General features: G+C 46.3%; 20 protein-coding genes and 1 riboswitch. Of the genes, 10 read left to right on the top strand and 10 right to left on the bottom strand.

Going from position 1 to position 25,312, the window contains the following annotated elements; genetic code table 11:
* Positions 1-116: 116 nt before the first annotated feature.
* The 3 genes from MASE_RS15375 to MASE_RS20115 are packed head-to-tail and all read left to right on the top strand — an operon-like array spanning position 117 to position 2,459.
* Positions 117-1,322: a M24 family metallopeptidase gene (locus MASE_RS15375; RefSeq protein WP_041693842.1), complete on the top strand. Its 1,206-nt coding sequence runs from the start codon at positions 117-119 to the stop codon at positions 1,320-1,322.
* 31 nt (positions 1,323-1,353) lie between these two features.
* Positions 1,354-1,932, top strand: coding sequence for a Gfo/Idh/MocA family protein (locus MASE_RS20120; RefSeq protein WP_202949249.1), 579 nt, complete (start codon positions 1,354-1,356; stop codon positions 1,930-1,932).
* A 38-nt stretch (positions 1,933-1,970) separates the two neighbouring features.
* Positions 1,971-2,459 (top strand): Gfo/Idh/MocA family protein, encoded by a 489-nt coding sequence (locus MASE_RS20115; RefSeq protein WP_232362853.1) that lies wholly within the window; start codon positions 1,971-1,973, stop codon positions 2,457-2,459.
* 63 nt (positions 2,460-2,522) lie between these two features.
* On the opposite strand, the gene MASE_RS15365 is transcribed toward MASE_RS20115, so the two are convergent.
* Positions 2,523-4,226 (bottom strand): protein adenylyltransferase SelO, encoded by a 1,704-nt coding sequence (locus tag MASE_RS15365; protein ID WP_014950657.1) that lies wholly within the window; start codon positions 4,224-4,226, stop codon positions 2,523-2,525.
* A 114-nt stretch (positions 4,227-4,340) separates the two neighbouring features.
* A complete protein-coding gene (locus MASE_RS15360) occupies positions 4,341-4,898 on the bottom strand; it encodes a DUF1439 domain-containing protein (protein ID WP_014950656.1) in 558 nt (185 codons plus the stop codon).
* A 351-nt stretch (positions 4,899-5,249) separates the two neighbouring features.
* Positions 5,250-5,377, top strand: a riboswitch (yybP-ykoY riboswitch).
* A 52-nt stretch (positions 5,378-5,429) separates the two neighbouring features.
* On the opposite strand from MASE_RS15360, the gene MASE_RS15355 reads away from it, so the two are divergent.
* Positions 5,430-5,987, top strand: coding sequence for a manganese efflux pump MntP (locus MASE_RS15355; RefSeq protein ID WP_014950655.1), 558 nt, complete (start codon positions 5,430-5,432; stop codon positions 5,985-5,987).
* A gap of 359 nt (positions 5,988-6,346) precedes the next feature.
* A complete protein-coding gene (locus MASE_RS15350; RefSeq protein ID WP_014950654.1) occupies positions 6,347-9,502 on the top strand; it encodes a WD40/YVTN/BNR-like repeat-containing protein in 3,156 nt (1,051 codons plus the stop codon).
* Positions 9,503-9,574: 72 nt separating this feature from the next.
* On the opposite strand, the gene MASE_RS15345 is transcribed toward MASE_RS15350, so the two are convergent.
* From MASE_RS15345 to MASE_RS15335, 3 genes are read right to left on the bottom strand one after another with little or no spacing between them, the layout of a single operon-like run.
* Positions 9,575-10,591 (bottom strand): ester cyclase, encoded by a 1,017-nt coding sequence (locus tag MASE_RS15345; protein ID WP_014950653.1) that lies wholly within the window; start codon positions 10,589-10,591, stop codon positions 9,575-9,577.
* Between the two features lie 11 nt (positions 10,592-10,602).
* Positions 10,603-11,607, bottom strand: a complete 1,005-nt coding sequence (locus tag MASE_RS15340; protein ID WP_014950652.1) for a cupin domain-containing protein — start codon at positions 11,605-11,607, stop codon at positions 10,603-10,605.
* A 15-nt stretch (positions 11,608-11,622) separates the two neighbouring features.
* Positions 11,623-12,363 (bottom strand): SDR family NAD(P)-dependent oxidoreductase, encoded by a 741-nt coding sequence (locus tag MASE_RS15335; RefSeq protein WP_014950651.1) that lies wholly within the window; start codon positions 12,361-12,363, stop codon positions 11,623-11,625.
* 120 nt (positions 12,364-12,483) lie between these two features.
* Here MASE_RS15335 and hisD point away from each other — a divergent pair, with 120 nt between their 5' ends.
* The 4 genes from hisD to MASE_RS15315 are packed head-to-tail and all read left to right on the top strand — an operon-like array spanning position 12,484 to position 16,223.
* On the top strand, positions 12,484-13,761 hold the full coding sequence (gene hisD / locus MASE_RS15330; RefSeq protein WP_014950650.1) for a histidinol dehydrogenase: 1,278 nt from the start codon (positions 12,484-12,486) through the stop codon (positions 13,759-13,761).
* Positions 13,762-14,784: a LacI family DNA-binding transcriptional regulator gene (locus tag MASE_RS15325; protein WP_014950649.1), complete on the top strand. Its 1,023-nt coding sequence runs from the start codon at positions 13,762-13,764 to the stop codon at positions 14,782-14,784.
* Complete coding sequence (locus tag MASE_RS15320; RefSeq protein WP_014950648.1) at positions 14,777-15,496, top strand: alpha/beta fold hydrolase; 720 nt, start codon at positions 14,777-14,779, stop codon at positions 15,494-15,496. Before MASE_RS15325 ends, MASE_RS15320 begins: the two co-directional genes overlap by 8 nt.
* Entirely contained in the window at positions 15,477-16,223 is a 747-nt protein-coding gene (locus MASE_RS15315) for an HpcH/HpaI aldolase family protein (protein WP_014950647.1), read from the top strand. The genes MASE_RS15320 and MASE_RS15315 overlap by 20 nt, the downstream gene beginning before the upstream one ends.
* A gap of 377 nt (positions 16,224-16,600) precedes the next feature.
* Here the strand turns inward: MASE_RS15315 and MASE_RS15310 are convergent, their stop codons facing one another.
* From MASE_RS15310 to MASE_RS15285, 5 genes are all read right to left on the bottom strand, one after another.
* Positions 16,601-17,074 carry a (2Fe-2S)-binding protein gene (locus MASE_RS15310; RefSeq protein ID WP_014950646.1) on the bottom strand — a complete coding sequence of 158 codons (474 nt, stop codon included), beginning with the start codon at positions 17,072-17,074 and terminating at the stop codon, positions 16,601-16,603.
* A 3-nt stretch (positions 17,075-17,077) separates the two neighbouring features.
* A complete protein-coding gene (locus MASE_RS15305) occupies positions 17,078-19,399 on the bottom strand; it encodes a molybdopterin cofactor-binding domain-containing protein (RefSeq protein ID WP_014950645.1) in 2,322 nt (773 codons plus the stop codon).
* Positions 19,400-20,395: 996 nt separating this feature from the next.
* Positions 20,396-21,274: a nuclear transport factor 2 family protein gene (locus MASE_RS15295; RefSeq protein WP_014950643.1), complete on the bottom strand. Its 879-nt coding sequence runs from the start codon at positions 21,272-21,274 to the stop codon at positions 20,396-20,398.
* 2 nt (positions 21,275-21,276) lie between these two features.
* Complete coding sequence (locus MASE_RS15290; RefSeq protein WP_014950642.1) at positions 21,277-22,365, bottom strand: nuclear transport factor 2 family protein; 1,089 nt, start codon at positions 22,363-22,365, stop codon at positions 21,277-21,279.
* 32 nt (positions 22,366-22,397) lie between these two features.
* Positions 22,398-24,011, bottom strand: coding sequence for a sodium:solute symporter family protein (locus MASE_RS15285; RefSeq protein WP_014950641.1), 1,614 nt, complete (start codon positions 24,009-24,011; stop codon positions 22,398-22,400).
* 132 nt (positions 24,012-24,143) lie between these two features.
* On the opposite strand from MASE_RS15285, the gene MASE_RS15280 reads away from it, so the two are divergent.
* Positions 24,144-25,142 carry an ester cyclase gene (locus tag MASE_RS15280; protein WP_014950640.1) on the top strand — a complete coding sequence of 333 codons (999 nt, stop codon included), beginning with the start codon at positions 24,144-24,146 and terminating at the stop codon, positions 25,140-25,142.
* Positions 25,143-25,312: the final 170 nt, after the last annotated feature.

Below are 25,312 nucleotides of genomic sequence, written 5' to 3'. Positions count from 1 at the left end.
TCGACATTCCTATTGAATGTTGTACAGTGAGCCCGTTTTAATAAATTCATAGTTAAGGCGGGCTGATGACCATTCAAATAGACAATCAGCCTTGCGCCAGTGTAGGGACGAAAAAAATGGGCAAAATAATAGGCACAAAAACACCACAGCAGGCTTTAGATAGCCTTGTCAACATGACAGGCGATCTGCGCCCCATAGAGCTCTCTGAATACGAAGCCCGAATTGCCAAGACGCAGCATTATATGCAGGAAAATGGCATTGGTGCGCTTTACTTAAACGCTGGTACTAACTTAGCGTATTTTACAGGTATGCAGTGGTACGCCAGTGAGCGTTTAGTCGGTGCGCTCTTGCCTGCAAAAGGTGACCTTGTATATCTAGCTCCTACCTTTGAAATCGACTCTTTAAACGAACGCAAATTAGTGGAAGGCGACATAATTGGCTGGCAAGAGCACGAGAGCCCATATGCGCTTGTCATAGCTATGCTAGATAAACTGAACACCGCTGGAGGCGATAAACTGGGTGTGGATGAGTCGACCCAGTTTTTTATCGTAGATGGTTTGAACAAGATGCTTGGCCAATCTTGGCAAATTATCAATGGTGCAGAGGTAACAGCACACTGTCGCATGCACAAATCTGAAAGTGAACTCGCGCTTATTCAACGCGCTATGGACATGACCCTAGCTGTGCACAAAGCGACTGCCAGTATGCTTTATGAAGGCATTACCACGACAGAAGTTGAAGCATTTATTAACGATGCACATAAGAAAGTGGGGGCCGCTGGTAACTATTTTTGCATTGTACTTTTTGGAAAAGCCACCTCGTTTCCCCACGGCGTTAAAGACCCTCAAGTACTAAAGAAGAACGACTTAGTATTGATTGATACTGGCTGTAAGGTGCATGGCTACCTCTCTGATATCACGAGAACCTATTGTTTTGGTGAGCCAACCGATAAGCAACGAGCATTATGGGAAAGCGAAAAGCGCGCGCAGCTTGCCGCATTTAACGCTGCAAAAGTTGGTGTCCCCTGTGGCGATGTGGATAAAGCTGCGCGAGACAGCTTAGCAAAAGATGGCTTAGGACCAGACTATAACTTACCAGGTTTGCCTCATCGAACCGGGCACGGCATTGGTATGGATATTCACGAATGGCCTTATTTGGTGAAAGACAATCCTCACCCGCTAGCATCTGGTATGTGTTTTAGTAACGAACCTATGATCGTAGTACCAAACGAGTTCGGTATTCGCTTAGAAGATCACTTTTATATGACCGAAGATGGCCCTGTGTGGTTTACTGAGCCTAGCGAATCGATTGACGCGCTTTAGTAGCGTCTAAAAAACATTTAAAGGAATAAAGATGAGAAGAACGGTGGGCAGGTTTTTAAGTGCGCTATTGGTTGCGTTGTCTTTTGGCAGTGCACACGCTTCGGATAAGCTAAAAATAGGTGTGGTTGGGTTAACCCACACCCATGTTCATTGGATTTTCGAAAGCGAAAAGCAAGGCCAATTTGAGATTGTTGGCATTGTTGAGCAAAACAAAGATCTGGCTCAGCGTTATGCCACGCAGCACAACTACTCCATGGACAAAGTGTATGATTCGATGGACGCCATGTTCGCTGAACAAGACGTTCAGGCGGTCGCTGCGTTTGGTACCATTTACGAGCATTTAGAAGTCGTGCAAAAGGCGGCGCCGCGCGGCGTTCACGTTATGGTTGAGAAGCCCCTTGCGATTAATATGGAACACGCATCGGAAATGGAAGCCCTCGCCACAAAGCACAACATTCATCTACTCACCAACTATGAAACCACGTGGTATCCCACCAATCACAAAGCGTATGAAGCAATAAAGAATGACGAAGTTGGCGACATTCGCAAAGTCATAGTACGCGATGGTCATAAGGGGCCAGCGAAACTTGGCATTAACAGTGAGTTTTAGACTGGCTTGTTGATCCGAAGCAAAACGGAGGCGGCGCGATTGTCGACTTCGGCTGCTATGGTGCAAACCTTATGACTTGGCTGATGGAAGGGAAAAAGCCGCAGAGCGTAACGGCAATCACTCAACAGCTTCAAGCAGAAAACAACCCTCAGGTAGATGACGAATCTATCATTATTCTAGGCTATGAAAACGCCAATGCCATTGTGCAAGGGTCTTGGAACTGGCCAATAGGGCGCAAGGATATGGAAATTTACGGTGAGACAGGCGCAGTATATGCCGACAATCGTTATAACTACCGAATGCGCATTGCGAAAGGGTACGACGACTTTGAAGAAACAACACTTACCCTGCCTGAACGAGCTGCGCCATATAACGACCCTTTCCACTATTTCAAAGCACTCATCAACGAGGAAATTTCTATATCACCTTATGACCTATCTGCGCTGGAAAACAATATGGTGGTAGTAGAAATTCTTGATGCGGCTAGAGAAAGTGCCAAAACCGGTAAAACCGTATATTTGAAGTAGTTATATCGGCAACAAGGGAGACCTTTGCTAAAACAAAATGCAAAGGTCTTTTGCACCGAAGCTCTACGAAGAGCAGCTGTAGTGCGCGACTCCGCCAGCACTGAAAAATTCAAGTGGGCGCAGCTGGTAGTACTTATTCTCTACCTCTTTTGATTGCTCATCATAAGGCGCAGTAAGTATCTTCTGAAGTTCGTGAATTGGCGTAAAGTCACCTTTCTCTGCGGCTTTATAGGCAGGCACAATTAACCATTCGCGCCATGTGAATTTAGGGTTTGCTTTGCGCATATTCTCTGCGGTAGCAGCAATAGCGTTTGTAACATCACCTTGTGTTTCGGCGTCCTTTTCAATGCGCTCACGCCACGTTTGTAGCCATGCTTCCCATTCTGTCAAGACCTCTGCTTTAGGCGGGTAGTAAAAGCTTTTCGTCAAGCTCGCCATATCTTCAGGCATTGACGATAGCTCTCGGAAAAACAGATTGTAGTCCACGCCTGTGCGCAGCATTAATTGCAGCAGCTTAATTAGCAAGTCGTGGTTGTAGCTGGCAATGCCAAGCTTTGTTGCCCACATACTCTCCATGGCGCGTTCCATCACGCCAGAAAAACCGTCGTTGATCTCGTTAAGCTTAGAGAGGTGTTCACTGTTTCCGTCAATTAGCGGCATCAGTGAGCGGCAGAACATATCGAAGTTCTTTTGCGCAGCAATGGGCTGGTTTAAAAACGAGAAGTGACGACCGCCGCCTGTCCAAGGTTGGTAGTCTGCTTCAAAAAACTCACAAAAGCCGAATGGCCCATAATCCAGCGTAAAGCCTCCTGCGGCGCAGTTATCGCTATTAAAATTGCCCTGGCAATAACCGACGCGAACCCAACCAGAAACAAGACGCGTTAGCCGGTCTCGAAATAGTGCAGCCAGCGTTACCACTTGCTCTTCAAACGACCTGGTTGTGTCAATATCACTTGAGTACTCTCGCTCAATAAGGTGCTTAACAATGGCTTCTAGTTCGTTTAACGCTTCGCTGTGTTCGTTACAGCGAGCTCGCCTAGCAAAAAGCTCTATTTGGCCTACGCGCAAAAAGGAGGGCGCCACGCGGGTAGAAATAGCCGTTATATTTTCTACCATCACTTCAGGTTCATAGGAATGAGACCCTTCGCGATACCACGGCCTGTCTACCGTGTTTGATGCAGACATAAACAAGCTCAGCGAACGTGAGGTCGGAATGCCAAGCGCATGCATGTGTTCTTGCACTAAAAATTCGCGCACGCTTGAGCGCAATACGGCGCGCCCGTCTGCGCCGCGACAATAAGGCGTGCGACCAGCACCTTTTAACTGCATTTCCCAACGCTTGCCGTTTAATACTGTTTCAACGATAGAAATTGCTCTGCCGTCGCCGTAGCCGTTACCTGTTCTAAACGGGCACTGCTGTGTGTACTCCGTACCGTAAATAGAAAGTGCGTAGCCGGTTGCCCAGCCGAAGGGCTTCATTGGAGCAGGTACATCCGACATGTCCCCTGAGAACAGCTGGGTGAAATCTTTAGATGTTGCCAAGCTATCGTCTAAGCCTAATTCGGCAAACAGCGTTTCGCTATGAGCAACGTACGTCGGTGCAGTTAATGGGGTCGGAGTAACTGGCACATAGTGACCTGAGAACACTTGGCGCGGGTCATGGTCGTCACCATCGCACGTCGACTGCGGGTCTGGGGTAAGGGTATTCAGCAAAGAGTAATCTACGTGCTTTGCGAATTCATCTAGTGTTTTGATACGTTCTGTCACTATGCCTGCCTATTTCACTGAATGGGAAAATCTGTTTGCGAGCATCGAGGCTCAGGTTACTTTTGCACCTTTAACCATTAACAATCTCGACACTTCAATACGTTTTTTCAATGATTATTGTTTAGGTCGAAGTGCAAGCTGCCCTTGCTCTACAGTTAGCTGTAAAGGTACCGTTGAAAGCATGCTTACTGCTTTGTTCGCAGGGTCTAAGCGATAAACGGGGTTAGTGGCTAGATAGCCGTTGATGAGCTGCATGAATTCGCCACTTACAGGGGCTAAATTACCCTTAAAGCCGCCAGCATCAATTGTGCTATCAAGTAGAGACAATGAGCGCACAAAAATCGCTTTTTCTTCACTGTCGTAATAAGGCGTGCCTTCTAAAGCAAGACTTACTTTCGCAGGGTAGTTCAACCCAAATGCACTAATACGCGCAGTGGCAATAGCGCCTAGCTGAACCACGTCTCTGCCATCTGGGCCTATGGTTGCTGTCATATCTTCCACGTCTAAATAAAGAGGAATACCAGCAAGTGACGTTTGCTTTTGCAGCTTACTCACTTGGCTATCAAGCACTTGTTCTAACTCGGCATTAGATACAGTGTAAACCGCCAGTTGAGAGAGAGTAGCGCAGCCTGCAAGAATGGTAGCGAAGGCAATGGAAAGTAGAATTCTCATAAAAAAGTCTCTTTTAGCAATGAGTTGTCGAATTACACCGTGCGAGCCAGAAACACTGGCGCTGCAACAACGAAGTGCCTCTATTGTACGGGCTGAGGAAAGGGATGAACAATGAAATCGTTAACTCGCTAAGACAACGGCCTATTCAGGGAGTCCATGAGTAGGAGAGAGGTGCGAAGCGTAACGCTGAAAAAATACTTTCTTGCCGACAACTTAATAAAGTTGAGTAGTATGACTACTGGTGGAATATGTGCAATCGAAAGAGCGTGAACATGCCGTCATTTATATCTCAAGTTGGGCAGTTTGTCGCAATCAACTTGATTAGTTTATAGCGGCTGTATTACCGTAGGCCCCTCGGTTGGGGAGTAGCCTGTTTCCGTTTCGAATGGAAAAGTTTGTATCAACATAATTGGTCACATTACCATGGTACAAACACCTCTTGGTTGGCGAGACCATCGATAAGTCCACGCTTAAAGGTCAGGCGTGCGGATTTGTCGTGGACTCAATTAGCCTGACCGGAGTTCTAAAACTATGAGTATCTTCGCTCTTATCCTGCTAGCCTTTGCTATGTCAACAGATGCGTTTGCCGCAGCGATAGGCAAAGGTGTCAAAATCAATCGCCCTCGTCTAAGTTTTGCTCTCAAAATTGGCCTTTTGTTCGGACTCATAGAGGCAACAACCCCATTTATAGGCTGGTTCATTGGTCGCGCGGCGTCTTCATACGTTGAAGCATGGGATCATTGGATTGCGCTAATCATTCTTTCTGGTTTAGGTATTCATATGGTACTCGAGAGCCTGAAACCCGCCGAAGAAGAGTCGACGTCTCAAAAACAATCCTTTATTTTGTTGTGTATTACTGCGTTAGGCACAAGCATCGACGCAATGGCAGTGGGTGCAAGTCTCGCGCTAATTGACGTGAACATTGCTATTGCTGCGACGTTAATTGGGATAGCCACTTTTTCTATGGTAACTATTGGCATTATGTTGGGCAGTGTTATGGGAACTCTGATAGGTAAGCGAGCAGAGACATTTGGTGGCATTGTGCTTGTTTCGGTTGGTACTTGGATCTTTGTGAGTCACACACTCTAGTCATAAAAGAGGAAGGACAGTCATTTATCTTCAAGTTGTGATTGTAGAAATTTCTTGTGCGGTATTTAATCGCAAATGCCTAAATACTGTCGTGTTAAATTTCATAGGTTGTTGATATCGTTATGTTCAGGGGGAATCAGCGCTCTCCTTTTGAGACAGCCCGTTTCCTTATTCCATCAACTGTGGTTATTTTCTAACTGCGCCTTCATGAAGGAAATGACATTGAATATTTCGTCGATATCGTCAGCGCTTTAAGTGATTGAAGAATACGCCCTACAAAACTTTTGCCATAACGCCCTCAACAACGCAGTATAAGAAATTCTTCTTATTAAAAATAAAAACACTACAAGGCACTTTCTATGGTTTCACAGAGACTGGTTTCTGGGAAAATGGTGGCAGCTTTTGCTATTTGCGTAAGCGCGCTTTCTAGTTTCTCGCATTTTGCATTCGCGCTTGAAGATACCGTTAACCCTGAGCTTTTCGATAAAATGGAGTATCGATTTATTGGACCTTACCGCGGTGGGCGTTCGGTGGCGGTTACCGGGGTTGAAGGTAATACCAACCTTTATTTTATGGGCACCGCAGGTGGCGGTGTTTGGAAAACCGAAAACGCGGGTTTATCGTGGAAAGCCATATCCGACAAAACATTTAAAGTAGGTAGTATTGGCGCTATCGCGGTTGCTCCTTCAGATCCTAACGTTATTTACGTAGGTACTGGTGAAGGCCCTATTCGAGGTGTAACCACTAGTCACGGAAAAGGTGTTTATAAATCTACAGACGGCGGTGAAACCTGGAAGCTGGTGGGTTTAGATAAACGCGGTCAAATCCCCAAAATTCGTATACACTCCACCAATCCCGATATAGCTTGGGCTGCAGTACAGGGCAATATTTGGGGGCCTAATGAAGCGCGCGGTATATTCAAAACCATAGACGGCGGTGAAACATGGCAGCATGTGTTAAAAGTGAACGCCGATACCGGCGCCGCTGACTTAGCAATCGACCCATCTAACCCCAGAATTCTTTATGCCAGCTTGTGGCATCACGGCAGAACACCGTGGTTTATTAAATCGGGCGGTGAGGGCGGTGGCCTTTATAAGTCAACAGATGGCGGTGAAAGCTGGGAAAAATTAGAAAAAGGACTGCCTACGCTTATCGGTAAAGTCGGTGTAGATATTGCCGCGTCTAACCCGAAGCGGCTGTATGCTATTGTCGAGGCTGAAGAAGGCGGTGTATATCGCAGTGACGATGCGGGTAAGTCGTGGTCGCTAATGAACGGCGACAATATTCTTAAAGCTCGTGCGTGGTACTACAACCACATCAAAGTTGACCCAAACGACGAAAATACCCTGTATGTAATGAATGTGCAGTTGCACAAATCTATTGATGGCGGCAAAACCTTTGAGACGGTTTCGTTACCCCATGGCGATACCCACGATATGTGGATAAACCCTGAAAATAGCTTAAACATGATCAACGCTAACGACGGTGGCGCTACCGTTACCTTCGACGGCGGTGAATCCTGGTCAAGCATTTACAACCAGCCAACTGCGCAGTTTTATCGTGTAATTACCGACAACTTAAACCCTTACTATGTTTATGGCGGGCAGCAAGATAACACAACCATGGCGACCCCGTCTGAAACTTGGGGTGACGGTATAGGAATTGAAGATCAATTTGCCGTGGGCGGCGGTGAAAGTGCGCATATTGCGTTTAACCCTGACGACCCCACTCTTATTTATGCCACTACTATTAACGGAACATTAACCGAATATAATCGCGAATCTGGTCTCAGACGCCCCATTATGCCTTACCCTGAATATGTTTTTGGCCGAAACGCACGTGATCAAAAGTATCGCACCAACTGGAATGCCCCAGTGGTAGTGTCAAAGCATGATCCCGACACCGTGTACTATGGCACGCAGATGATCTTAAAAACCACAGATCGCGGTGTGAACTGGCAGGAAATTAGCCCAGACTTAACCCGTAACGAGCCAGAAAAGCAGGGGCTGAATGGCGGGCCGATCACCAATGAACAAGCTGGCGCTGAATACTACAACACGGTTTTCTATATTGCCGAATCGGCAGTTAACAAAGGCGAGCTTTGGGTTGGAGCCGATGACGGTAAGCTGCATATAACCCGTGATGAAGGCAAAAACTGGAAAGATGTTACGCCTCATAAAAAAGAAGCGCAGGTCAATGCCATAGAACTTAGCCCTCATGCACAAGGCAGAGCTTACGTTGCGGTAGCAGGCTATAAATTAAATGATTACACGCCTTACATTTACAAAACCGACAACTACGGCAAGCGCTGGAAGCGTATTGACGAAGGCCTACCAGAGGACGCCTTTGTTCGTGTTGTGCGTGAAGATACAGAGCGCGAAGGTATGCTGTTCGCGGGTACAGAAAGCGGTATGTTTATTAGTTTCGACGACGGTAAACACTGGCAAGAATTAGACTTAAACCTGCCGCCTGTGGCGATTACCGATATGCAGGTTAAAGGTGATGATCTGGTCATTGCAACCCAAGGGCGAGGCTTTTGGATATTAGATGACATGAGTCCGCTACGTGAAGTGCACAAGTCGCTAGATGGCGAAGCGCTGTTTCAGTTTGAACCCGTAGATGGCATTCGCTTGCTATCTGGCGGTGGCATGACTGACCAGCCTCAAGCGAAAAACCCATCACGTGGCGCTACCTTCCGTTATTACCTGAAAGACGCGTTAGAAGAAGAGCAAACGCTACGCATTGATATATTTAATGCCGATAACGAGCTGGTTCGCACGCTGTCGTCTGCACCCAGTGCATTTGAGAAGTGCGCGAAGGGGAACGAAGACGTTCGCAGCCCTGTTAAATTTAAACACCCTGCAACAAAAGCGGGTTACAACGAATTTGTATGGGATCTTCGACGTGAGCCATTGAACTGCATCGAGAACGTAAAACTGTTTGGCGGCTGGAATGGCGCCCGTGTTATGCCTGGAGACTACAAAGCGAAAATCACAGTAGGTGAACAGGCGCAAACCCGTGCATTTAAAGTGCTTCCAGACCCAAGGGAAGAAGCAGATAAAGCGCAGCTTCAAGTGGTTGAAAAGAGCATTCAGGCTACAGAAACTTTACTCAATGATTTGTTTGCTCACCTGCAAAAAGCCCGTGATGTTAGAGCGCAATTAAACGGTGTGTCTGAAGATAACGTAATGCTGGCAAGCGATGTGTCGGCTTCAATCGAGCGCATTGTTAGTGCAATCGACGACTGGGAAGGGTTGGTTATTCAGCCCAAACATCAAACTTTTGAAGATGACATTAACTGGCCGAATATGCTCGACAGACAAGTACGTTTCTTGATGGATAACTTCGACAGAACGGGCGCGCCTGCACAAGCTGGTGCACTAAAACGGTTGGAAGACTTAGACGCAAAGTGGCAGCAGTATAAAGTACAGCTAGAAACCTTATTTGGTGAAGAAGTGAAGCCATTGAACGAAAAGCTCTCAAAGCAAGGCGCGTTTGATTTAGAGAGTTTATAGGATTGAGGTAACCATAAAAAAGCCCCGTATTACGTAGTAGTAATACGGGGCAAAAAGCATCTTTAACGGGAGTTATCGATACTTGTTACGGGTCAACTGTTTAACTCGGGCGAATACATCAACACCAAGTTGACGGTAAACGTGAAGTAGGTCTATTAGCACCCAGTTCTCGCGTATCATGCCGTTCTCAATGCGCCAAAAATCTAAGCTGCGCATGGTGATAGACTTATCGTTTGGCACGATACCAAGCCAGCCATCGCCTGAAATAGTCATGCTCATGCCAGGCCAGCCAGTGAACCCCACATAATTGTTTTCGGAGAACAAATGGCCGTTTGCGGGGTCGCCCACGCGGTTAGGCATACCGTTTAAAAACGCTTCCTGATGGGTATTGCGAAAGCCTTGAATACCGCGTCCGGTACCAATACCAGAAGGACCATACCAGTTTGATTTAGGGTGCCAGTATTTGTCTAGGTTCATGGCAGCAACACCGCCTTCGGCGAATTTCCCTAAACTATTTAGCATATCAAGTACAAGCTGATGGCTCTGTGCGGTAAGCGACTTGTCTTCTTCAAGCAAGTGTATTCCGTCTTGGGTTGTTGGCCCCGGCACATGCCACTCGGTACCTAAGCTTGGACTAAACGGCCAGCACTTTGCCTGCATCATGACTTCAGGCAAGTCCCAAATGGCTTGAACTTCCACAATGGTGTCGCCTTCAAAACGATAGAACTCATGAAAGCGCATATGAATTTGATCACCAGTCGCAGGGATGTCTAACCAGGGCTTTTCAAGACGCCCAGTGTAGTAACCACAGCAACCTAACCAGCGCAATTGTTTGTCGTCCTCGCCAACCATAATTATGGTATCGCGGCGCTCAAGATCGGGGACAGACTCCAGCAGTGGCGCATACACCTTATCTAGCATTTCGCGGTGGCCTGTCATGTCATCAAAAGGCACACAAAACTTAATGGCGGCATCCTGTGAAAAAAGGGTATCGCCCAGCGTTTTTAGCTTTTCGAGGTCAAAGTCGTACTGTGCTTCTCGAAAAGGAAGAAACGCTTTTTTCAGTGCTATATTTGAAAAAGTAGACATCGTATTTGCCTCTAATCAATAAATTCTGGGGCTTTGGCTGTGTCACCGCGTCGGGTCACATAAATTAATGCTACCTCATCACCTTGCTGCGCAAAACTGCGAACTGCGCCAATAGGTGTGGTAAATGTATCGCCTTTATTAAGAATGAGCGCTTCGCCGTCAATAAGCATTTTGATGCAGCCGTCTTGCACATATACTACTTCTTCCTCGAAGCGTTTGTGCGTAGTAATAAAAGCACCCGGCTTGAATTTAAGGGCGCGAACGCAGAATCCATGAGACCAGTTTAGCTTTGTTTCACCAAGCTTTTCATCGGCACTTGCAGGGCCGATAAGCGGTGCTTCTAAAACGTCGGTTCCTTGGGTTAATGCCGTGTTGTTGCTAAACGGGAAATCAGCTAAACGCACCACGCACTGCTCTAACGCTTCATCATCAATTACGCGGTGTTGCGCTATTTGTTCTGCCGATGTTTTTGGCATAGGCGCAACGCCTTCAGGAATTTTTTGTCCCAGAGTAGTATCAACTAAACCACCGTTTTCGAGCAAGACAAGCCCGTAGTCGCTGGCCATATCAAAAACTTGAGGAGCCCAAAGTACACGACCTGGATCATCTTGTCCCAATACTGCGTAAAGGTATCCCGTGCTGTCGCCTACATTTTCAAAACCGCGAAACAAATCCATAGGAATAGAAATAATATCGCCTTCTTCCATACGCACTACGGCATCGTTGCCTTCAACGCCAGTAGTAAAGTGCCAGCTACCTTGAGACACAACAAATACTTCTTCGGTTAGGTGGCTATGCTGCGAGTTAAGGCAGCCGGGAGGCTGACGAGCTCCGCCAATGTTAAAGCCGTGCGGAATAGCAATGTGAACATGCTGGTCTGGGTTTTCTGCGACACCTGGACCAATTATGGTGAAGTTCTCTTTTTGATCACTGCCTGGCGAGCGCGTATCGATAAACGCGTTGCGGCATGGGATTAATTCTTCATAGCGGACTAAACGCTCGGATAATACTGACACAGTGATACCTCGTATTTAATGGGCGGTCCAACCGCCATCGACTTTAAGACAACTACCCGTGGTGGTCATAGACAATTCACTAAGTAGAAATATGCACGCGTTAGCAACGTCTTCGACGCTGCCTAAGCGTTGTAAGGGAATGTTGTTCATCACCATTTCAGCAAACGCTGGTTCTTGAAGCATCGGCTCAGTCATTGGTGTTTTAATAAATGTTGGCGCTACGCTATTGACGCGAATATTATTCGGCGCCAGTTCCACAGCCATGGCTTTCGTTAAGCCTTCAATTGCGTGTTTGCTTAAGCAATAAAGCGTGCGGCCAGGAGAGCCCACAAAGCCCATTTGTGATGACATGTGAACAATGGATGGAGCCTGACTTTTAAGCATTGGCGTAATGGCAGCCTGCGCAACTTTGTATGCAGAGCGAATATTCAAACTCAAAATATCGTCAATATTCTCATCGCTCTGTTTTTGCATTGGCGCAACGCGGTTCGTTCCGGCGTTATTGATTAACCCATGGAGGAGGGGAAGTGCTTGGATCTTTTCATAAAGCGCCTTATCTTGAACATCTCCCACCCAAAAGCTTAGCCTTTCTGAACTCTCGTTCTTAAGCGCCACAAGGTCACTTTCGGTACGCGCCACAGCAATAACATTTGCACCACATGCGTCAGCCAATAAAGCACACGCTTTACCAATGCCTTTACCCGCACCTGTAACCAAAATTGCCTTGTCTTTTAATAGGTCATGAGAGAAAGCCACATGTCACCTCAAAATAATAATTGCATTCGAAGTCATTCTTATGTAATTTTTGGTGAAGATCAAGATAAATATTTGTTCGATCAATGTAACATCTCATTCACCTTTGTAGAGGAATAGACCGTGATCAAGTACTTGAAGCAAGGCAAGCAGGCTGAAGAAAAAGCAATTGATAATCAAAAAGTTAAAGAGATAGTTGAAAGTATAATTAGCGATATTGAAAAACGCGGAGACGAAGCTGTTTCGCAATATTCTGGTCAGTTTGATAAATGGACTCCGGAGTCTTTTAGGTTGAGTCGTGAAGAAATTGACGCATGTTATGAGCAGTTAACCGAACAAGAGATTAGCGATATCAAATGGGCGCAGGAACAAGTTCGAAACTTTGCGACCATTCAGCGTGAGTCAATGAAAGACGTTGAAGTTGAAACGCTGCCCGGTGTAGTGCTTGGCCACAAAAATATTCCGGTAGATAGTGTGGGTTGTTATGTACCCGGTGGTAAGTATCCGCTGGTGGCTTCAGCACACATGAGCATTGTTACGGCAAAGGTGGCTGGTGTGAAACGGGTTATTGCTGCTACTCCTCCGTTTCAGGGTAAACCCGCACCAGCGGTAATTGTAGCCATGGACTTAGCCGGTGCTGATGAAATATATACCTTTGGTGGTGTACAGGCGATTGCCGCTATGGCTGTGGGCACTGATACTATTGAACCGGTAAGTATGATTGTTGGGCCGGGCAATGCCTTTGTGGCCGAAGCAAAACGCCAATTGTTCGGGCGCATCGGTATTGATCTTTTTGCGGGTCCAACAGAAACGTTAGTCATTGCTGACGACAGTGTTGATGGCGAATTATGTGCGGCGGATTTGCTAGGGCAGGCTGAGCATGGGCTTAATTCTCCGGCCGTGTTGCTTACCAACAGCGAGCAACTGGGTAAAGATACCATGGCCGAAGTAGAGCGCCAGTTAACTATTTTACCTACTGCAGATGTGGCCTCTGTCGCATGGCGAGATTACGGTGAAGTCATTGTATGCGACACCTATGATGAAATGTTAGAGGTCGCTAACGACCTAGCATTTGAGCACGTTCAAATTATGACGAAAGACGTGCCGTACTTTCAAAAGAACATGCGTAACTTCGGTGCACTGTTTTTAGGCCCTGAAACCAATGTGTCTTACGGCGACAAATGTATTGGTACAAACCACACTCTACCCACGAAGGGCGCAGGTCGTTATACTGGGGGTCTATGGGTTGGTAAATTCTTAAAAACCTGTACATACCAGCGTGTTACGGAAGAAGCCTCAGTGATGGTTGGCGAGTATTGTTCACGTTTATGTGCAATTGAAGGTTTTGCAGGTCACAAAGAACAGGCTGACATTCGATTACGTCGTTACGGAAAAAAATAATTGAATAAAAAAAATAGGGTGACGTCATATGACGTTGCCCATGCAGCAGGAGTCTCTCAGTCGGCAGTGTCGCGGGTATATCGCCCGGGCGTTAGCGTATCTAAGAAAACCCGTGAAAAAGTGCTAAAAGCCGCAGAGGAGTTAGGCTACAAACCTAACGCCATTGCACGCATGTTGATAAACCAAAGCACGGGCATGATTGCGGTAATTATTTCATCGCGAGCTAATGTGAACTTCCCCGAAGTATTGGCACAGCTAAATAAACACATCGCTGAGAAAAACAAGCGGGTGCTGTTATTCACACTTGATGACGCAGAGCAGCTAGAAACGGTTATTGAGCAAATATTAGCGTACCAGGTCGACGGCGTAGTTGCGCTTACAGCGCACTTCGAACCCGACAGTGTCACGCAGTTTGCTAAACACAATATTCCAGTGGTGTTGTATAACCGTGAGCTTCCTGATCACAGTGTAAGCTCGGTATGTTGTAACCATGACCAAGGCCTTCGCATGTTGGTGGATATTCTAGTTAACCATCATCACCAGCACTTCTTAATTATGGCTGGCCCAAAAGATTCTGATGTGGCCCGCGCAAGGTTAAGTGGTGCAAGGAATGCCTTATTATCTCATGGGTTTACCGACACCAACGTGGTTTATGGCGACTACAGCTATGACTCGGCGAGAGAGTGCTTAAGTGCTTATGCCGAGAAAAATGCGCTTCCTACTGCAATTATTTGTGCCAACGACACAATGGCAATTGGTGCCATTGACGAAATACGGGAAAACCTGAATTTGCGGGTACCTGAAGATATTTCAGTTGTTGGGTTTGATGGTATCAGTGCTTCTTCGTGGCACAGCTACCAGCTGACTACCGTAAGTCAGCCAACCTATTTTATGACAAAAGCAGCAGTAGAAACCCTGGTTAACTTAATTGAGAGTCCTGATATACCGCCAGAGACACGTTACTGGCCGGGCAAGCTCATTGAAGGAAACTCAGTGGCCGCTGCGCCAAGAGATAATGAGTAAACTATTATTTATACCCGGAACCCTTTGTACCGGAAACGTTTTTACCAACCAAATAACGACCTTAACCAATGCTGGTCATCAGTGCATTACCTTAGAGTATGACCAGCATGACAACCTGAGCGATGTTGCCAGTCACGCGTTACATCTTTTTGATGAAGGCGAGCCATTCAGCATTTGCGCCTTTTCAATGGGCGGTATGGTGGCGTTTGAACTTTTAGCGCGCGTTCCCGAGCGAATTGAAAAAATAGCATTGCTAGACAGCAATGCACATGCAGACAAACCCCAAGGGCGATCAGCCAGAAGCGAGCATCTAAACTACGCCGTTTCGTATGGTTTAGACACGCTTATTCACGCTCAGTTTAGCAATGTGTATCTAAATAAACCCAATGAAGCATTAATGAAACTAATTGCTCAGATGGCGCAGGATACGGGAATTGAGCGTTATAAAGCCCAGCTCGAAATTCTTGCAACACGCCCGGACGCTAGCGAACTGTTAGCTAATTGCGCACATCCAATGCTGATAATTGGCGGTTGTAACGATGTGCTTTGTCCGCCTTCAGAACAGCAAAGAATGCATAACCTGGCCGCAAATAGCGAATTGGTGCTGGTTGAAGACGCGGGGCATTTCGCAATGCTTGAGCAAAGCGCACAAGTGAACCTGCATTTGTATAACTTTTTCGGAGGTGCAGCACATGCTGAAACAAGCGCTTAAAAACAAGCAAAGCCTTTTGGGTACGTTCATAAAAACGCCCCATTACAATGTAATTGAAGTATTGGCGCACGCTAGCATGGATGTATTGTGTTTAGATGCTGAGCATGCACCATTTTCAAGACAGGATTTAGACACCTGCATTCTTGCGGCAAGGGCAGGGAACATGCCTGTTCTAGTAAGAACACCAAACGATGCCCCAGAAACACTGCTAAATGTGCTGGATATGGGCGCAGACGGTGTGGTTGTGCCACATGTGAAAACGGCGGAACAGTTAAGTGCTATCGTCAGACATTGCCACTACGGTGCAGGCGGAAGAGGCTATGCAGGTTCAAGCCGATTTGCAGGCTACACAACAAAGCCACTGAGTGAAAATTTAGAGGCGGGCAAAAACGTTAGTATTGTTGCCCAGCTTGAAGATTTAGACGCAATTGACAACATAGAAGCCATTGCACACGTTGACGGTGTCGATTGCTTGTTTATAGGTCGAATGGATTTAACCGTAGCACTTGGCGAAACCAGTGCAGACGCCCCAAAAGTTAAACAAGCGGTTGAACACTTGGTTGAAGTAAGCCACAAGGCAGGAAAAGCTACGGGCATGTTCGTGGGTAATTTAGAAGAGCTGGCCTACTGGAAAGAAAAAGGCGTTTCTCTATTTTTATTAGGTTCTGACCACGGTTTTATGTTAAGCGGCGCCAAAGCACTGCGCGAGACGTTTGATAAGGCGTAAAAAGACGGAGTTGTACCTTTTTGTTTTGATTGGGGCAGCCTTTTGGCTGCCTTTTTTAATGAACGTTGCGATTTTTTGTGTGGCTCTTGTCTCAATGCTATCGGTAAAGGTGCAGTGATAGATATTTGGCTGTTTTTGAAGTGCCTATGATTTGATGGAGTGAACACTCTAGTCCCCGTTTTCTATTTGTAAGTATTTGAATGGCAGGTGTGTACGTAGAGCAGCCCTCCAATTAGAAGCAGGTGAAATTCCTGTAATTCGCTTTAAGCAGCCTATAAGACTGCCAACCCTATAGGCGAAATACTCAGATTAGATCTGAGCTTATATAAATTAAGGTGTTCTTCTCAGACCAACCCATTTCCCCAAAAATTAGCCTCTTATGTCGTCTGCTGAATCAAAGCTGCAGCATGTTTAATGGCTTTTCGAATCCTATGATAGGTACCACAGCGGCAGATGTTGTCGCTCATAGCATCATCAATGTCATCATCGTTGGGATTGGGATTAGACTCCAATAGTTTGACGGCGGTTAAAATTTGTCCCGCCTGACAAAACCCACACTGAGCGACATCTTCGTTTATCCATGCTTCTTGCACCGGATGCAGAATGTCATCGACCGCAAGCCCTTCAATAGTGGTTAGCGATGCACCCTCCACTTCTTCCATCGGAACAATGCATGGGCGGGCTAGTTCCCCGTCTTTAAAGATAGTGCAAGCGCCACACACGCCAACACCGCAACCATATTTTGGGCCAGTAATACCAAGTCGATCACGCAAGAGATACAGGAGCTCATCGTCGTTTTCAGCGTCGATAGAAACCGGGTTATTGTTAACATTAAATGTAATTTGTGGCATGAATTAACCCTCTGGATAGAAGTCACGAAGTGGAAAACGACGTGGTGCAATACCCGTCGCCCTGGCAAATGCGTTGGCTATCGCCGCTGCCGCCGCAGGCACTACCAACTCGCCTGCACCTCCCGGTGTTTCTCCGTTAGGCGGCATAAAGTGCACTTCAATATCCGGTGGCGTGTTACGCATTCGAGCAATTTCAAAATCGCCGTAACTGCTCTCGCGTATTGCGCCATTGTCGAGGTGCAAACTGGTGCGAATCATGTAGGTAATGGCATCGGTTGCCGCACCGATAACTTGCGCCTCTAGGCCGGTTGGATTCAATACTCGGTTCACATCCAGCGCGACAACAATCTTGGTGACTTTACTTTCTTTCTCCGGATCTTTGAACGTTTGTAATTCAACAAGCACGGCAGCTCGAGACTTATACTCTTTATGCAACCCGAGGCCCTGGGCACGTCCTTTTTTCATTCTCCTTCCCCAATTGCCCTCTTGAGAAACTTTCCGCAGAACAGCTTTGGAGCGCTCATCATCCAGCATTTGTAATCTGAACTGGCATTCGTCCTTGTTCATTGCGCGTGCCAATTCGTCAACAACTATCTCGTTTGCGACGGCAGCTGTGCCGGAGTAGATGCCGCGCCAAGAGGAGGTTGGGACAACGAATTTTTTTTCGTTTAGCAGCAAGGAAGTTACACCAAACTTATATTGCACTAGTTGCGTTGAGTGCCAGACTGTCTGGCTGAAAGCAGCGGGAGCTAATTCTCCTCCCAATGCAGTAATACCGTCGCCAAAGCCATGTTCGAGATCCAATTCAGCGGTCGCAGCGCGATGGTCAAACGACAACACTTTTTTACCAATTAAAAAACCTCTAGTGTAAGTCGCTTTTACGTTGTGCAAGCTGAGCGGTCGTGCGCGGCCAAACTTTGTGTCGTCCTGTCGAGTAAACATAAGTTTGATGGGGCGGTTTACAATTTGTGAAATACGCGCGCCTTCAACTGCTGCATCAAAAAATAAGCGACGGCCAAATGAACCGCCGCTCTGAATTACATTCACCTCAACGTCAGTGGGTAAGACTCCAAGTTCACGCGCAATTTTGGCTTGTGCTGCAAGTGGCGTCTTGGCGCCGGTCCACACCCTGATCTTTGAGCCGGTTGCATCAGCAACTGCTGTCATGGTTTCCATAGGGGCATGCGCCAAATAAGGAAAGATGAACTCGCCGCCAACCGAATCGGTAGCCAGAGGAATTTTAGGTAAGGTTGGCAGGTTTATCGCACGTAACTGCTCAATGACCTCGGCGTCAGATAGATGTTCGGCAGCACCCACACTCCATGAAATTTTAAGTGCATCACGCGCCCGAAAAGCTTCGCCAAAGGAACGCGCAACAACGGCCACGCCAGAGGAATTTGCATCAACATCCAACGGAACTTCTTTGATGGCAAGGACACCAGGCAGGCCTATTGCCTCAGAATCGTCAAACGTGATCACGCAACCACCTAAGCTTGGTGGCCTAGCGACCACAGTGGGCATCGCGTCTGGTATGTCGAGATCCATCGCGAAATCTAGTTTGCCGGTAACAATATCGCGCGCGTCAGCCCGCTTTTGCCGCGTACCGATAATTTTGTATTGTGACGGATCTTTAGGCTTTGCCAGTCGAGCTGCATCGTTGCGTCCCTCAACACCTGCGGTGAGCTCAGAGTAAGCAATGCGGCTGCCATCGTTATTTATTGCAAAGCCATTTTCTGTACTAATATCGTTCACAGAAATCCCGAAATGCACTGCGGCTGACAATTTTATCTTGTGTAACAGCGCTGCCGCGACCTTGCGCAACGGATCCCAAAGAGAGGTTACGGCGTGAGAGCCTCCTGTAATTTGACCAGTCGCTCGTCTGATTTCTGCCGGAGATAAAGTCGCATCAATTGAGGACATTTCGACGTCTAGCTCTTCGGCAAGAATCATCATTGCAGCAGTTAATATACCTTGCCCTACCTCCATTCTTGGAAGCTCAAAACGGACACGGTTATCACTCGTTATCTTAATTAAATAATCGTAGTAGAAAGGGTCACCGGAGATAAGCAACAGATCTGTTAAATCTAGTTCATCTGCAAGTTCCGGTATTCCTAACAACTGAGCGTTGGCATCCTGAGGACGTATAGCGCCGCTAGTTATATGTAACGCAACAGCAAAACTCGACCCTTTAAGCATGTAACCAATAAACTTTCTTCGTCCGGTGCTTTCCAACCCGACAATGTGTTCGTCATCACTACCGGATTGATCATGTTTCTGTGAGGAGGTAATCGTCTCTATTTGTTCTGCATGGTTGCTTTTTGTCATAAATTCTCCGTTTCAGATCAAGACCTTCAATCGTTAACTTAAGCTTAAGAAAAGTCGTTTATTTAACGTAGAAATTTGCATCTTGCTACATAAATGTTAATGAGATGCTAACATTTCGTACACTTTATTAAACATTAATAATAAATAATGCTAAATAGGGGGGTACCCCTATTGTAATAGCGCTTTTACTCACTGCGAACGCGACTTTCTTGCTCAAAAGGGCAGAAGCTCACCACGGCCCGTGCTGGCTAATGGATAACTATCCGCCAGGGCATTGCTGGCTGCCATCAACGAGCCATCGCTGATTAAGGACGGAGCGTAAGAAACATCAACGCCATAGGCTAGGTACAATGGCAGCCGTATTTGATTCTGGTAGGTTTTCCTAATAGGTGTTTTGAAGAAAATATGAAATGAGTTTTCGCCAAGGTAATTCAGTGAACTGAACTGTGATCCTAAAATTCGAAATGAGATTTGTGGAAGTTCTTGCCTCAACATATAGTATGCTCAAGCTCTCGCATGTTTTGCAACTTATGCATCAAAGTCAAAACCATCGTGGGATGGTGTAGTCGTCAAAGCTTGAGGTTTGTGCGGGTTCGAAAACCTGCTGGGCTCGACAAGTATTGGCGGTAATCGGAGAGTCTAATTTGTCTATATGCATTATTAATTTGTTGATGTCCGCTTCACTGAACGGTCATCAGCAGTAATACAAGGGGCTATAGCCTCAGATCACTTATTATCACTTTTTACGTTTTTATGAATGTTTTCCATATAGGAATCTGAGACCAGGACCGAAGTTCAAGGAAATTTTCTGAATATCCGCTCCTTGCCAACAGCCGTCCCTTAAAACTAAAGCATCCACAAAAAAACTAACCCCTCAACCTCTAATCACCACTAATAGAAAGCCAAAAAAAACGCCTCTACACACGGAGAGGCGCAAAATTCTAACGTATCAAATTTTAGTGACTGGAAGCTGATACGTTAGCTTAAAAAGGGTGGTTAGAAGGGAAGGGGGGCACCAAAGCGTTTTTCAAACGCGATAGAATCAACTACCCAGTACTCGCTCACAATCTTATTCTCTTTAAACGTAAGCATGGTTGCTAAGGGCAGGCGCACGCGTACTAGGCCGTTATCAGTCTTCAGGTCTGCATCTATTCGCCATCTAACTAGCGCGTTACTTTCATCAGCTATTACTTGTTCCAACTGGCAATAACGGCGGTGTAACTTTCCCTCAAGTTGAGTCAGCCAAGACGAGACTGAAGGGGAACCTTCTTTGTTTAACACTTGGCTATTTACGCTAATATGGGTAGCGTCACTGTATAGTTCTTTGATGCCAGCCGTGTCGAAGCCTTGCCACACTTGCCACCATTGCGACAGTAGCGCCTTGCTCTTATCGCTAGTGTTACTTGCAACCACATCGTTAATGCCCGCATGGGTTGTCTTAAGATGAAGTTGAGGGTCAAATTCGCTCAGCTGTAATGGGTCTGGCTCCGGCCAAAAAGGTAGCGACATCGAGTTGTCATAGCCAGGGGCTTCTTTTGTATTGTAGTGTGCCGCTAGTGAAGCACTGTCTACCCATTGAAGCAATTGCTTGATAGCGCCATTGCGATGTTCGCATTGTGCAATAAAGTATGTGGTGGTCGATGCTGATGAAAGACAAAATACGCCTGCTTCAACATCACCACTTTGCACCTTCGCGCATAATTCAACGGTCTCAAAATGCGTTGTAATATCAAGCCAATTAGCCATTAAACCCCGTTGCTGAATTGGCCCGTAGTGCAGTCTTTCTCCTAAAAGCCAGCGGCTTGAATGAAGCAAGGCAGCGGTAAGTGTTTGTGTGTCTTGTTTTTCTAGCAACTGCTGAATTGTGCTTAACATGCTTATGCCTCCGTCGCTTGTGGTAGTTTGCGCATAAGGTTTGCCAACGCTGCTACTTCGTCAAACACCGTAAACTCCTTGGCTATTACACCGTCTTCAATCTCAAAGTGAGTTGCCCCTAAAATGTAATGGGGTTGCTGATTAAACTGCGCATATTTGCTTTGTGTAGCATTGTAATGACCCGCCAGGCCCCACCTAAGCGCAATGTTCACGCGATTGTCGTCGTAATGGGTAACGCAAATGTGATCTACTACCATGTTGGCGTCTGGGCAACTGGCCAAGTACTTAATGAACATGCCGCCAATAGCTGCATTGCCAGTGGCTTGGCGTCCGCCCGGCCACTGCACTGACGCATTAGGTTTATAAAAGTCAGAGAGCTTATTGAACATGCGCTTATTGAAGATTTGGTCGGCCCATGATTTGGCAAAGTCGCCCCACGGCTTGTCTTGCTCTGGCAATGCTTCCCAGCGCGATGCCTCGTTAGCACATGTTCGCGCGTACTCTTCATTTAGCCATTGGGTAAACGTGCTCGAAAGAGGAAACTTGGCCTGAAACGCTGCAGCATCGTCTAGCTCAATACCAAGCTGAGCGATAAGAAAGCTATTGTCTCGCATTAGCCATTCGTAAAAAATCTTATTGTCTCTGCACATGCAGTCTGCAATGGTGGTTACACGCCCGGTTTTGCCTGTTGGCGCGCCAAATTCAGAGGGGCCTTTATTGGTCATAATACTGGTGATACGGTGCGACGAATAATACACATCGTTGGCTTCTTCACGGTAAATAACGTCTTCACCTATAAGCGACCTGTCAGGGAAGGCGGCAATGGTTTTTAACGTATTTTGAACCACCACATCAACACTGTCGGCATAACCGCCAAGCGTATGTACCGGGCAGTAGTCAGCATAATAATCGTAGCAAGCGCCAATGTTTTTCTGCTCCCAAATACGATGGGTTATGCGCAAAATATAGTCTGCTAAGTCGACAAACTCTTCATCGAAACCCGCTAAGGTTTGCGTTTTACTTCGTGCAGGGTCCAGCATGTCATGCAGAGGCTGCCAATACACCGTTTTTGCTATGGATGTTTCGCTCATAGAATCTCCCTCAAAAGCGCTGAGTTTGGCTTTTAAAACATAAATTGAATTGAAAATAAGAACACGAGTGTGAGTAAGAAGAACCCAAACAATATGTAGTTGATTGGGTCTACGCGGCCGGGTACGCGATACCATCCTTGCTCTTTCTCATCGAGACCTTCGCGCGCGAAGTGTTGCTGCTGCCCTTTAATGGTATAAGCGTTGTATTCGGTTTGAACGCCATCGATAAGGCGACTAGCAATCATAGACACCACAATGTTGGCACTTGCACCTATGATGCAGTACCAAGGCCACGCGATATCTGTATTTAAGGCCACTAAAGTCACAACAATAAAGCCGCTCAATGTGCCAATGATCAGGCCATTTTCGGTTGTTTGCTTAGAGAAGAACCCTAAGAAGAACATGCCCATTTGCGCACCTACAAAATAGGAGCCTACTTTAGACAAAATTTCTAAAATTGAGCCTTCGCTGAATAGGTGGTAGCCAATTGCTGGAAAAATTATAAGTACAGCGAAGAACAAGGTAAAAATACGTGAAGCCTTAAGGTAATGGGCGTCCGACGCGTCTTTCTTGAAGTATTTGATGTAGAAATCGATAGTTGCCACTGTCGATAGCGAGTTAAATGAGGAGTCTAGGCTAGACATGGAAGCGGCCATAACCGCGGCTGCAATAATGCCCATTAAACCCGGCAAGCCGTAATCGGTTGCGAACTGCAAAATGATTGTGTTGCTGTTTTCGAAGGTCTTGCCTTGATAAAAGTCGTAGAACAGCACGCCAAGTACAATGAAGAAGAAGTAGATGAAGAACGCGCAGAAACCCATTAATAAATAGGATTTCTTGGCGTCACCAATATTCTTGGCAGCCAGCGTTCGCTGCACCATCATTTGGTTGGTGCCGTAAACGGTGATGTGGTACAGCGTCATAGCAATAATGCCGCTCCACACTGTAGTTTCTTCAGTAAAGTCGAAGTCCCAATTAAGTGGGTTTAATTTACCCTGAGCTTTAAGCTCGCTCATTGATGAAGATAGCGTAGTGTCGCCGCTTTCAAGCAGGGCGTACATAATAATGCCCGCGCCCACAAATAAGATCACTGACTGAATAACGTCAGTCCAAATTACGGCAGTAATGCCGCCCATCATGGTGTAGATAAGCGCTATGGCAGTAACTATAACGATAGACCACACTACAGGTACGCCAGTTATGAACGACAACACAAGAGAGGTAGCATAAAGAATAGCTGCTGAGCTCATGATTTGGCTTAGCATAAAGATGCTGGAGACCATGGCGCGGGCACGCTTGCCGAAACGCCGTTCTTGGTAATCGTAAATGGACGCGACACCCGCGTTATAGAAGAATGGGAAAAAGAATATGATTACAGCCATGATGACGAGAGGGTAGTTCAAATGAAGTGCTATAACGGATAGCCCCTCTGAATAAGCCCAGGCTGGTGCCCCAAGAAATGTCATGGCGCTAACGTAAGTGGCAATAACCGAAATGCCTATTGCCCACCACGGAGTTTGTTTTTGACCGAGATAAAAATCGTCGGAATTTTTTATATTTTTACCAATCACCAAACCTAGCAACAGGTTCGCAATGATGTACCCGCCTAAGATAGACCAGTTTAAAACGCCAAAATTTTCAGTCATATTCTTTACTCTGCCTGCTTAATAAGCGCGCTTTCTATTTACAATAATATTCAACCTAATACATAATGACTTCGAAGTCATTAATTATTTCAGGCCAGTATTAACAATTTTTTAAACAAAGAGGCGTAAGTCATGAGTTTTAATAGCGAAAAAGCCGTTGTCAGATCCTATCAAGCCGCTTTTGACAAAGGTGAGGCAAGTGATGTTAAAGGCGTAGTGAAATCGTATGTTTATGAAAATGCAAAGATTTATGCCTGCTATCCGTTTGATAAATGTTCGACTCCAGCAGAATTAGTGAAAGAGTTGTGGGAGCCGTTAAAACAGAGTTTTACGCGTATGAAGCGCCGTGAGGACGTATTCATGGCGGGAGATAACAGCGCCGGCGAAGGTAAATGGGTTATGTCGATGGGTCACTTTGCTGGACTGTTCGACAAGCCATTTCTTGGCATTAGAAGTACGGGCAAACTGGCTTTTTTACGGTATGCCGAGTTTTTTGAAGTACGTGAAGATAAGATAGTTAGCCACGCTATTTTCTTCGACTTAATTGCACTAATGCAGCAAGTTGGGCTTAATCCTTTGCCCGTAGAAACAGGCCATACGTTTGTTTATCCAGGGCCATGTGATCACAACGGTTTACTGTTTGAAGAGCAAGATCCTCAGGAGTCTAAAAAAACCATTGAGCTGGTTGAAGAAATGGTAAGAGACCTAGATTCTTTGAATAAATCGGGTAACGACAACTGTCCACCAGAGCTTCTCGCCAAATGCTGGAGCGAAGATATGGTGTGGTACGGGCCAGCGGGAATAGGGGCTACATACACCATCGAGCGTTACCAGCAGCAACATCAATTTCCTTTTCGTAAAGGTTTGAAAGATAAAGTGTTTAATGGTCATGTGGCGCGCTTTAGTGAAGGCAATTTTGCCTGTTTCTTTGGCTGGCCGAACCTATCGAATACGGCTGGTGGCGGCTTGTTCGGCATGCCGGCGTCGGGTATTCGTGCCGACATGCGAGTGGTTGATGTGTACTATCGCAAAGGGGATAAATTACTGGAAAACTGGGTGTTGATGGATGTGCCTTATTGGTTAAAACAGCAAGGGTTAGATATCTTATCGCGCACTACCACCTACAGTTAATCGAACAATACCAAAGGCTTTATACCTGAAATTGGTGTACTGACTGACGTCATTTCCCCTCGAAGCTACCTAGCAAAACGTCCGTTTTTGCTAGGTGGGCTTTCTGATAACCCAAGCTATCTCAAGTACACTTTCTTACCTTTTTTCACTAATGCTTAACTCATGCATCA

The sequence above is a fragment of the Alteromonas macleodii ATCC 27126 genome, from assembly GCF_000172635.2.
Taxonomy (GTDB): Bacteria; Pseudomonadota; Gammaproteobacteria; order Enterobacterales; family Alteromonadaceae; genus Alteromonas; species Alteromonas macleodii.
Note: the sequence above shows the minus strand (reverse complement) of the source record. Positions and strands in the feature narration are given on the sequence as shown.

Excerpts from the sequence above, each read along its gene's own strand:
- MASE_RS15360 (WP_014950656.1), bottom strand. The coding sequence starts at position 4,898 with ATGAGAATTCTACTTTCCATTGCCTTCGCTACCATTCTTGCAGGCTGC.
- MASE_RS15305 (WP_014950645.1), bottom strand. The coding sequence starts at position 19,399 with ATGACAAAAAGCAACCATGCAGAACAAATAGAGACGATTACCTCCTCA.
- MASE_RS15355 (WP_014950655.1), top strand. The coding sequence starts at position 5,430 with ATGAGTATCTTCGCTCTTATCCTGCTAGCCTTTGCTATGTCAACAGAT.
- MASE_RS15320 (WP_014950648.1), top strand. The coding sequence starts at position 14,777 with ATGAGTAAACTATTATTTATACCCGGAACCCTTTGTACCGGAAACGTT.
- MASE_RS20120 (WP_202949249.1), top strand. The coding sequence starts at position 1,354 with ATGAGAAGAACGGTGGGCAGGTTTTTAAGTGCGCTATTGGTTGCGTTG.
- MASE_RS15310 (WP_014950646.1), bottom strand. The coding sequence starts at position 17,074 with ATGCCACAAATTACATTTAATGTTAACAATAACCCGGTTTCTATCGAC.
- MASE_RS15290 (WP_014950642.1), bottom strand. The coding sequence starts at position 22,365 with ATGAGCGAAACATCCATAGCAAAAACGGTGTATTGGCAGCCTCTGCAT.
- MASE_RS15295 (WP_014950643.1), bottom strand. The coding sequence starts at position 21,274 with ATGTTAAGCACAATTCAGCAGTTGCTAGAAAAACAAGACACACAAACA.
- MASE_RS15315 (WP_014950647.1), top strand. The coding sequence starts at position 15,477 with ATGCTGAAACAAGCGCTTAAAAACAAGCAAAGCCTTTTGGGTACGTTC.
- MASE_RS15345 (WP_014950653.1), bottom strand. The coding sequence starts at position 10,591 with ATGTCTACTTTTTCAAATATAGCACTGAAAAAAGCGTTTCTTCCTTTT.
- MASE_RS15375 (WP_041693842.1), top strand. The coding sequence starts at position 117 with ATGGGCAAAATAATAGGCACAAAAACACCACAGCAGGCTTTAGATAGC.
- MASE_RS15350 (WP_014950654.1), top strand. The coding sequence starts at position 6,347 with ATGGTTTCACAGAGACTGGTTTCTGGGAAAATGGTGGCAGCTTTTGCT.
- MASE_RS15285 (WP_014950641.1), bottom strand. The coding sequence starts at position 24,011 with ATGACTGAAAATTTTGGCGTTTTAAACTGGTCTATCTTAGGCGGGTAC.
- MASE_RS15280 (WP_014950640.1), top strand. The coding sequence starts at position 24,144 with ATGAGTTTTAATAGCGAAAAAGCCGTTGTCAGATCCTATCAAGCCGCT.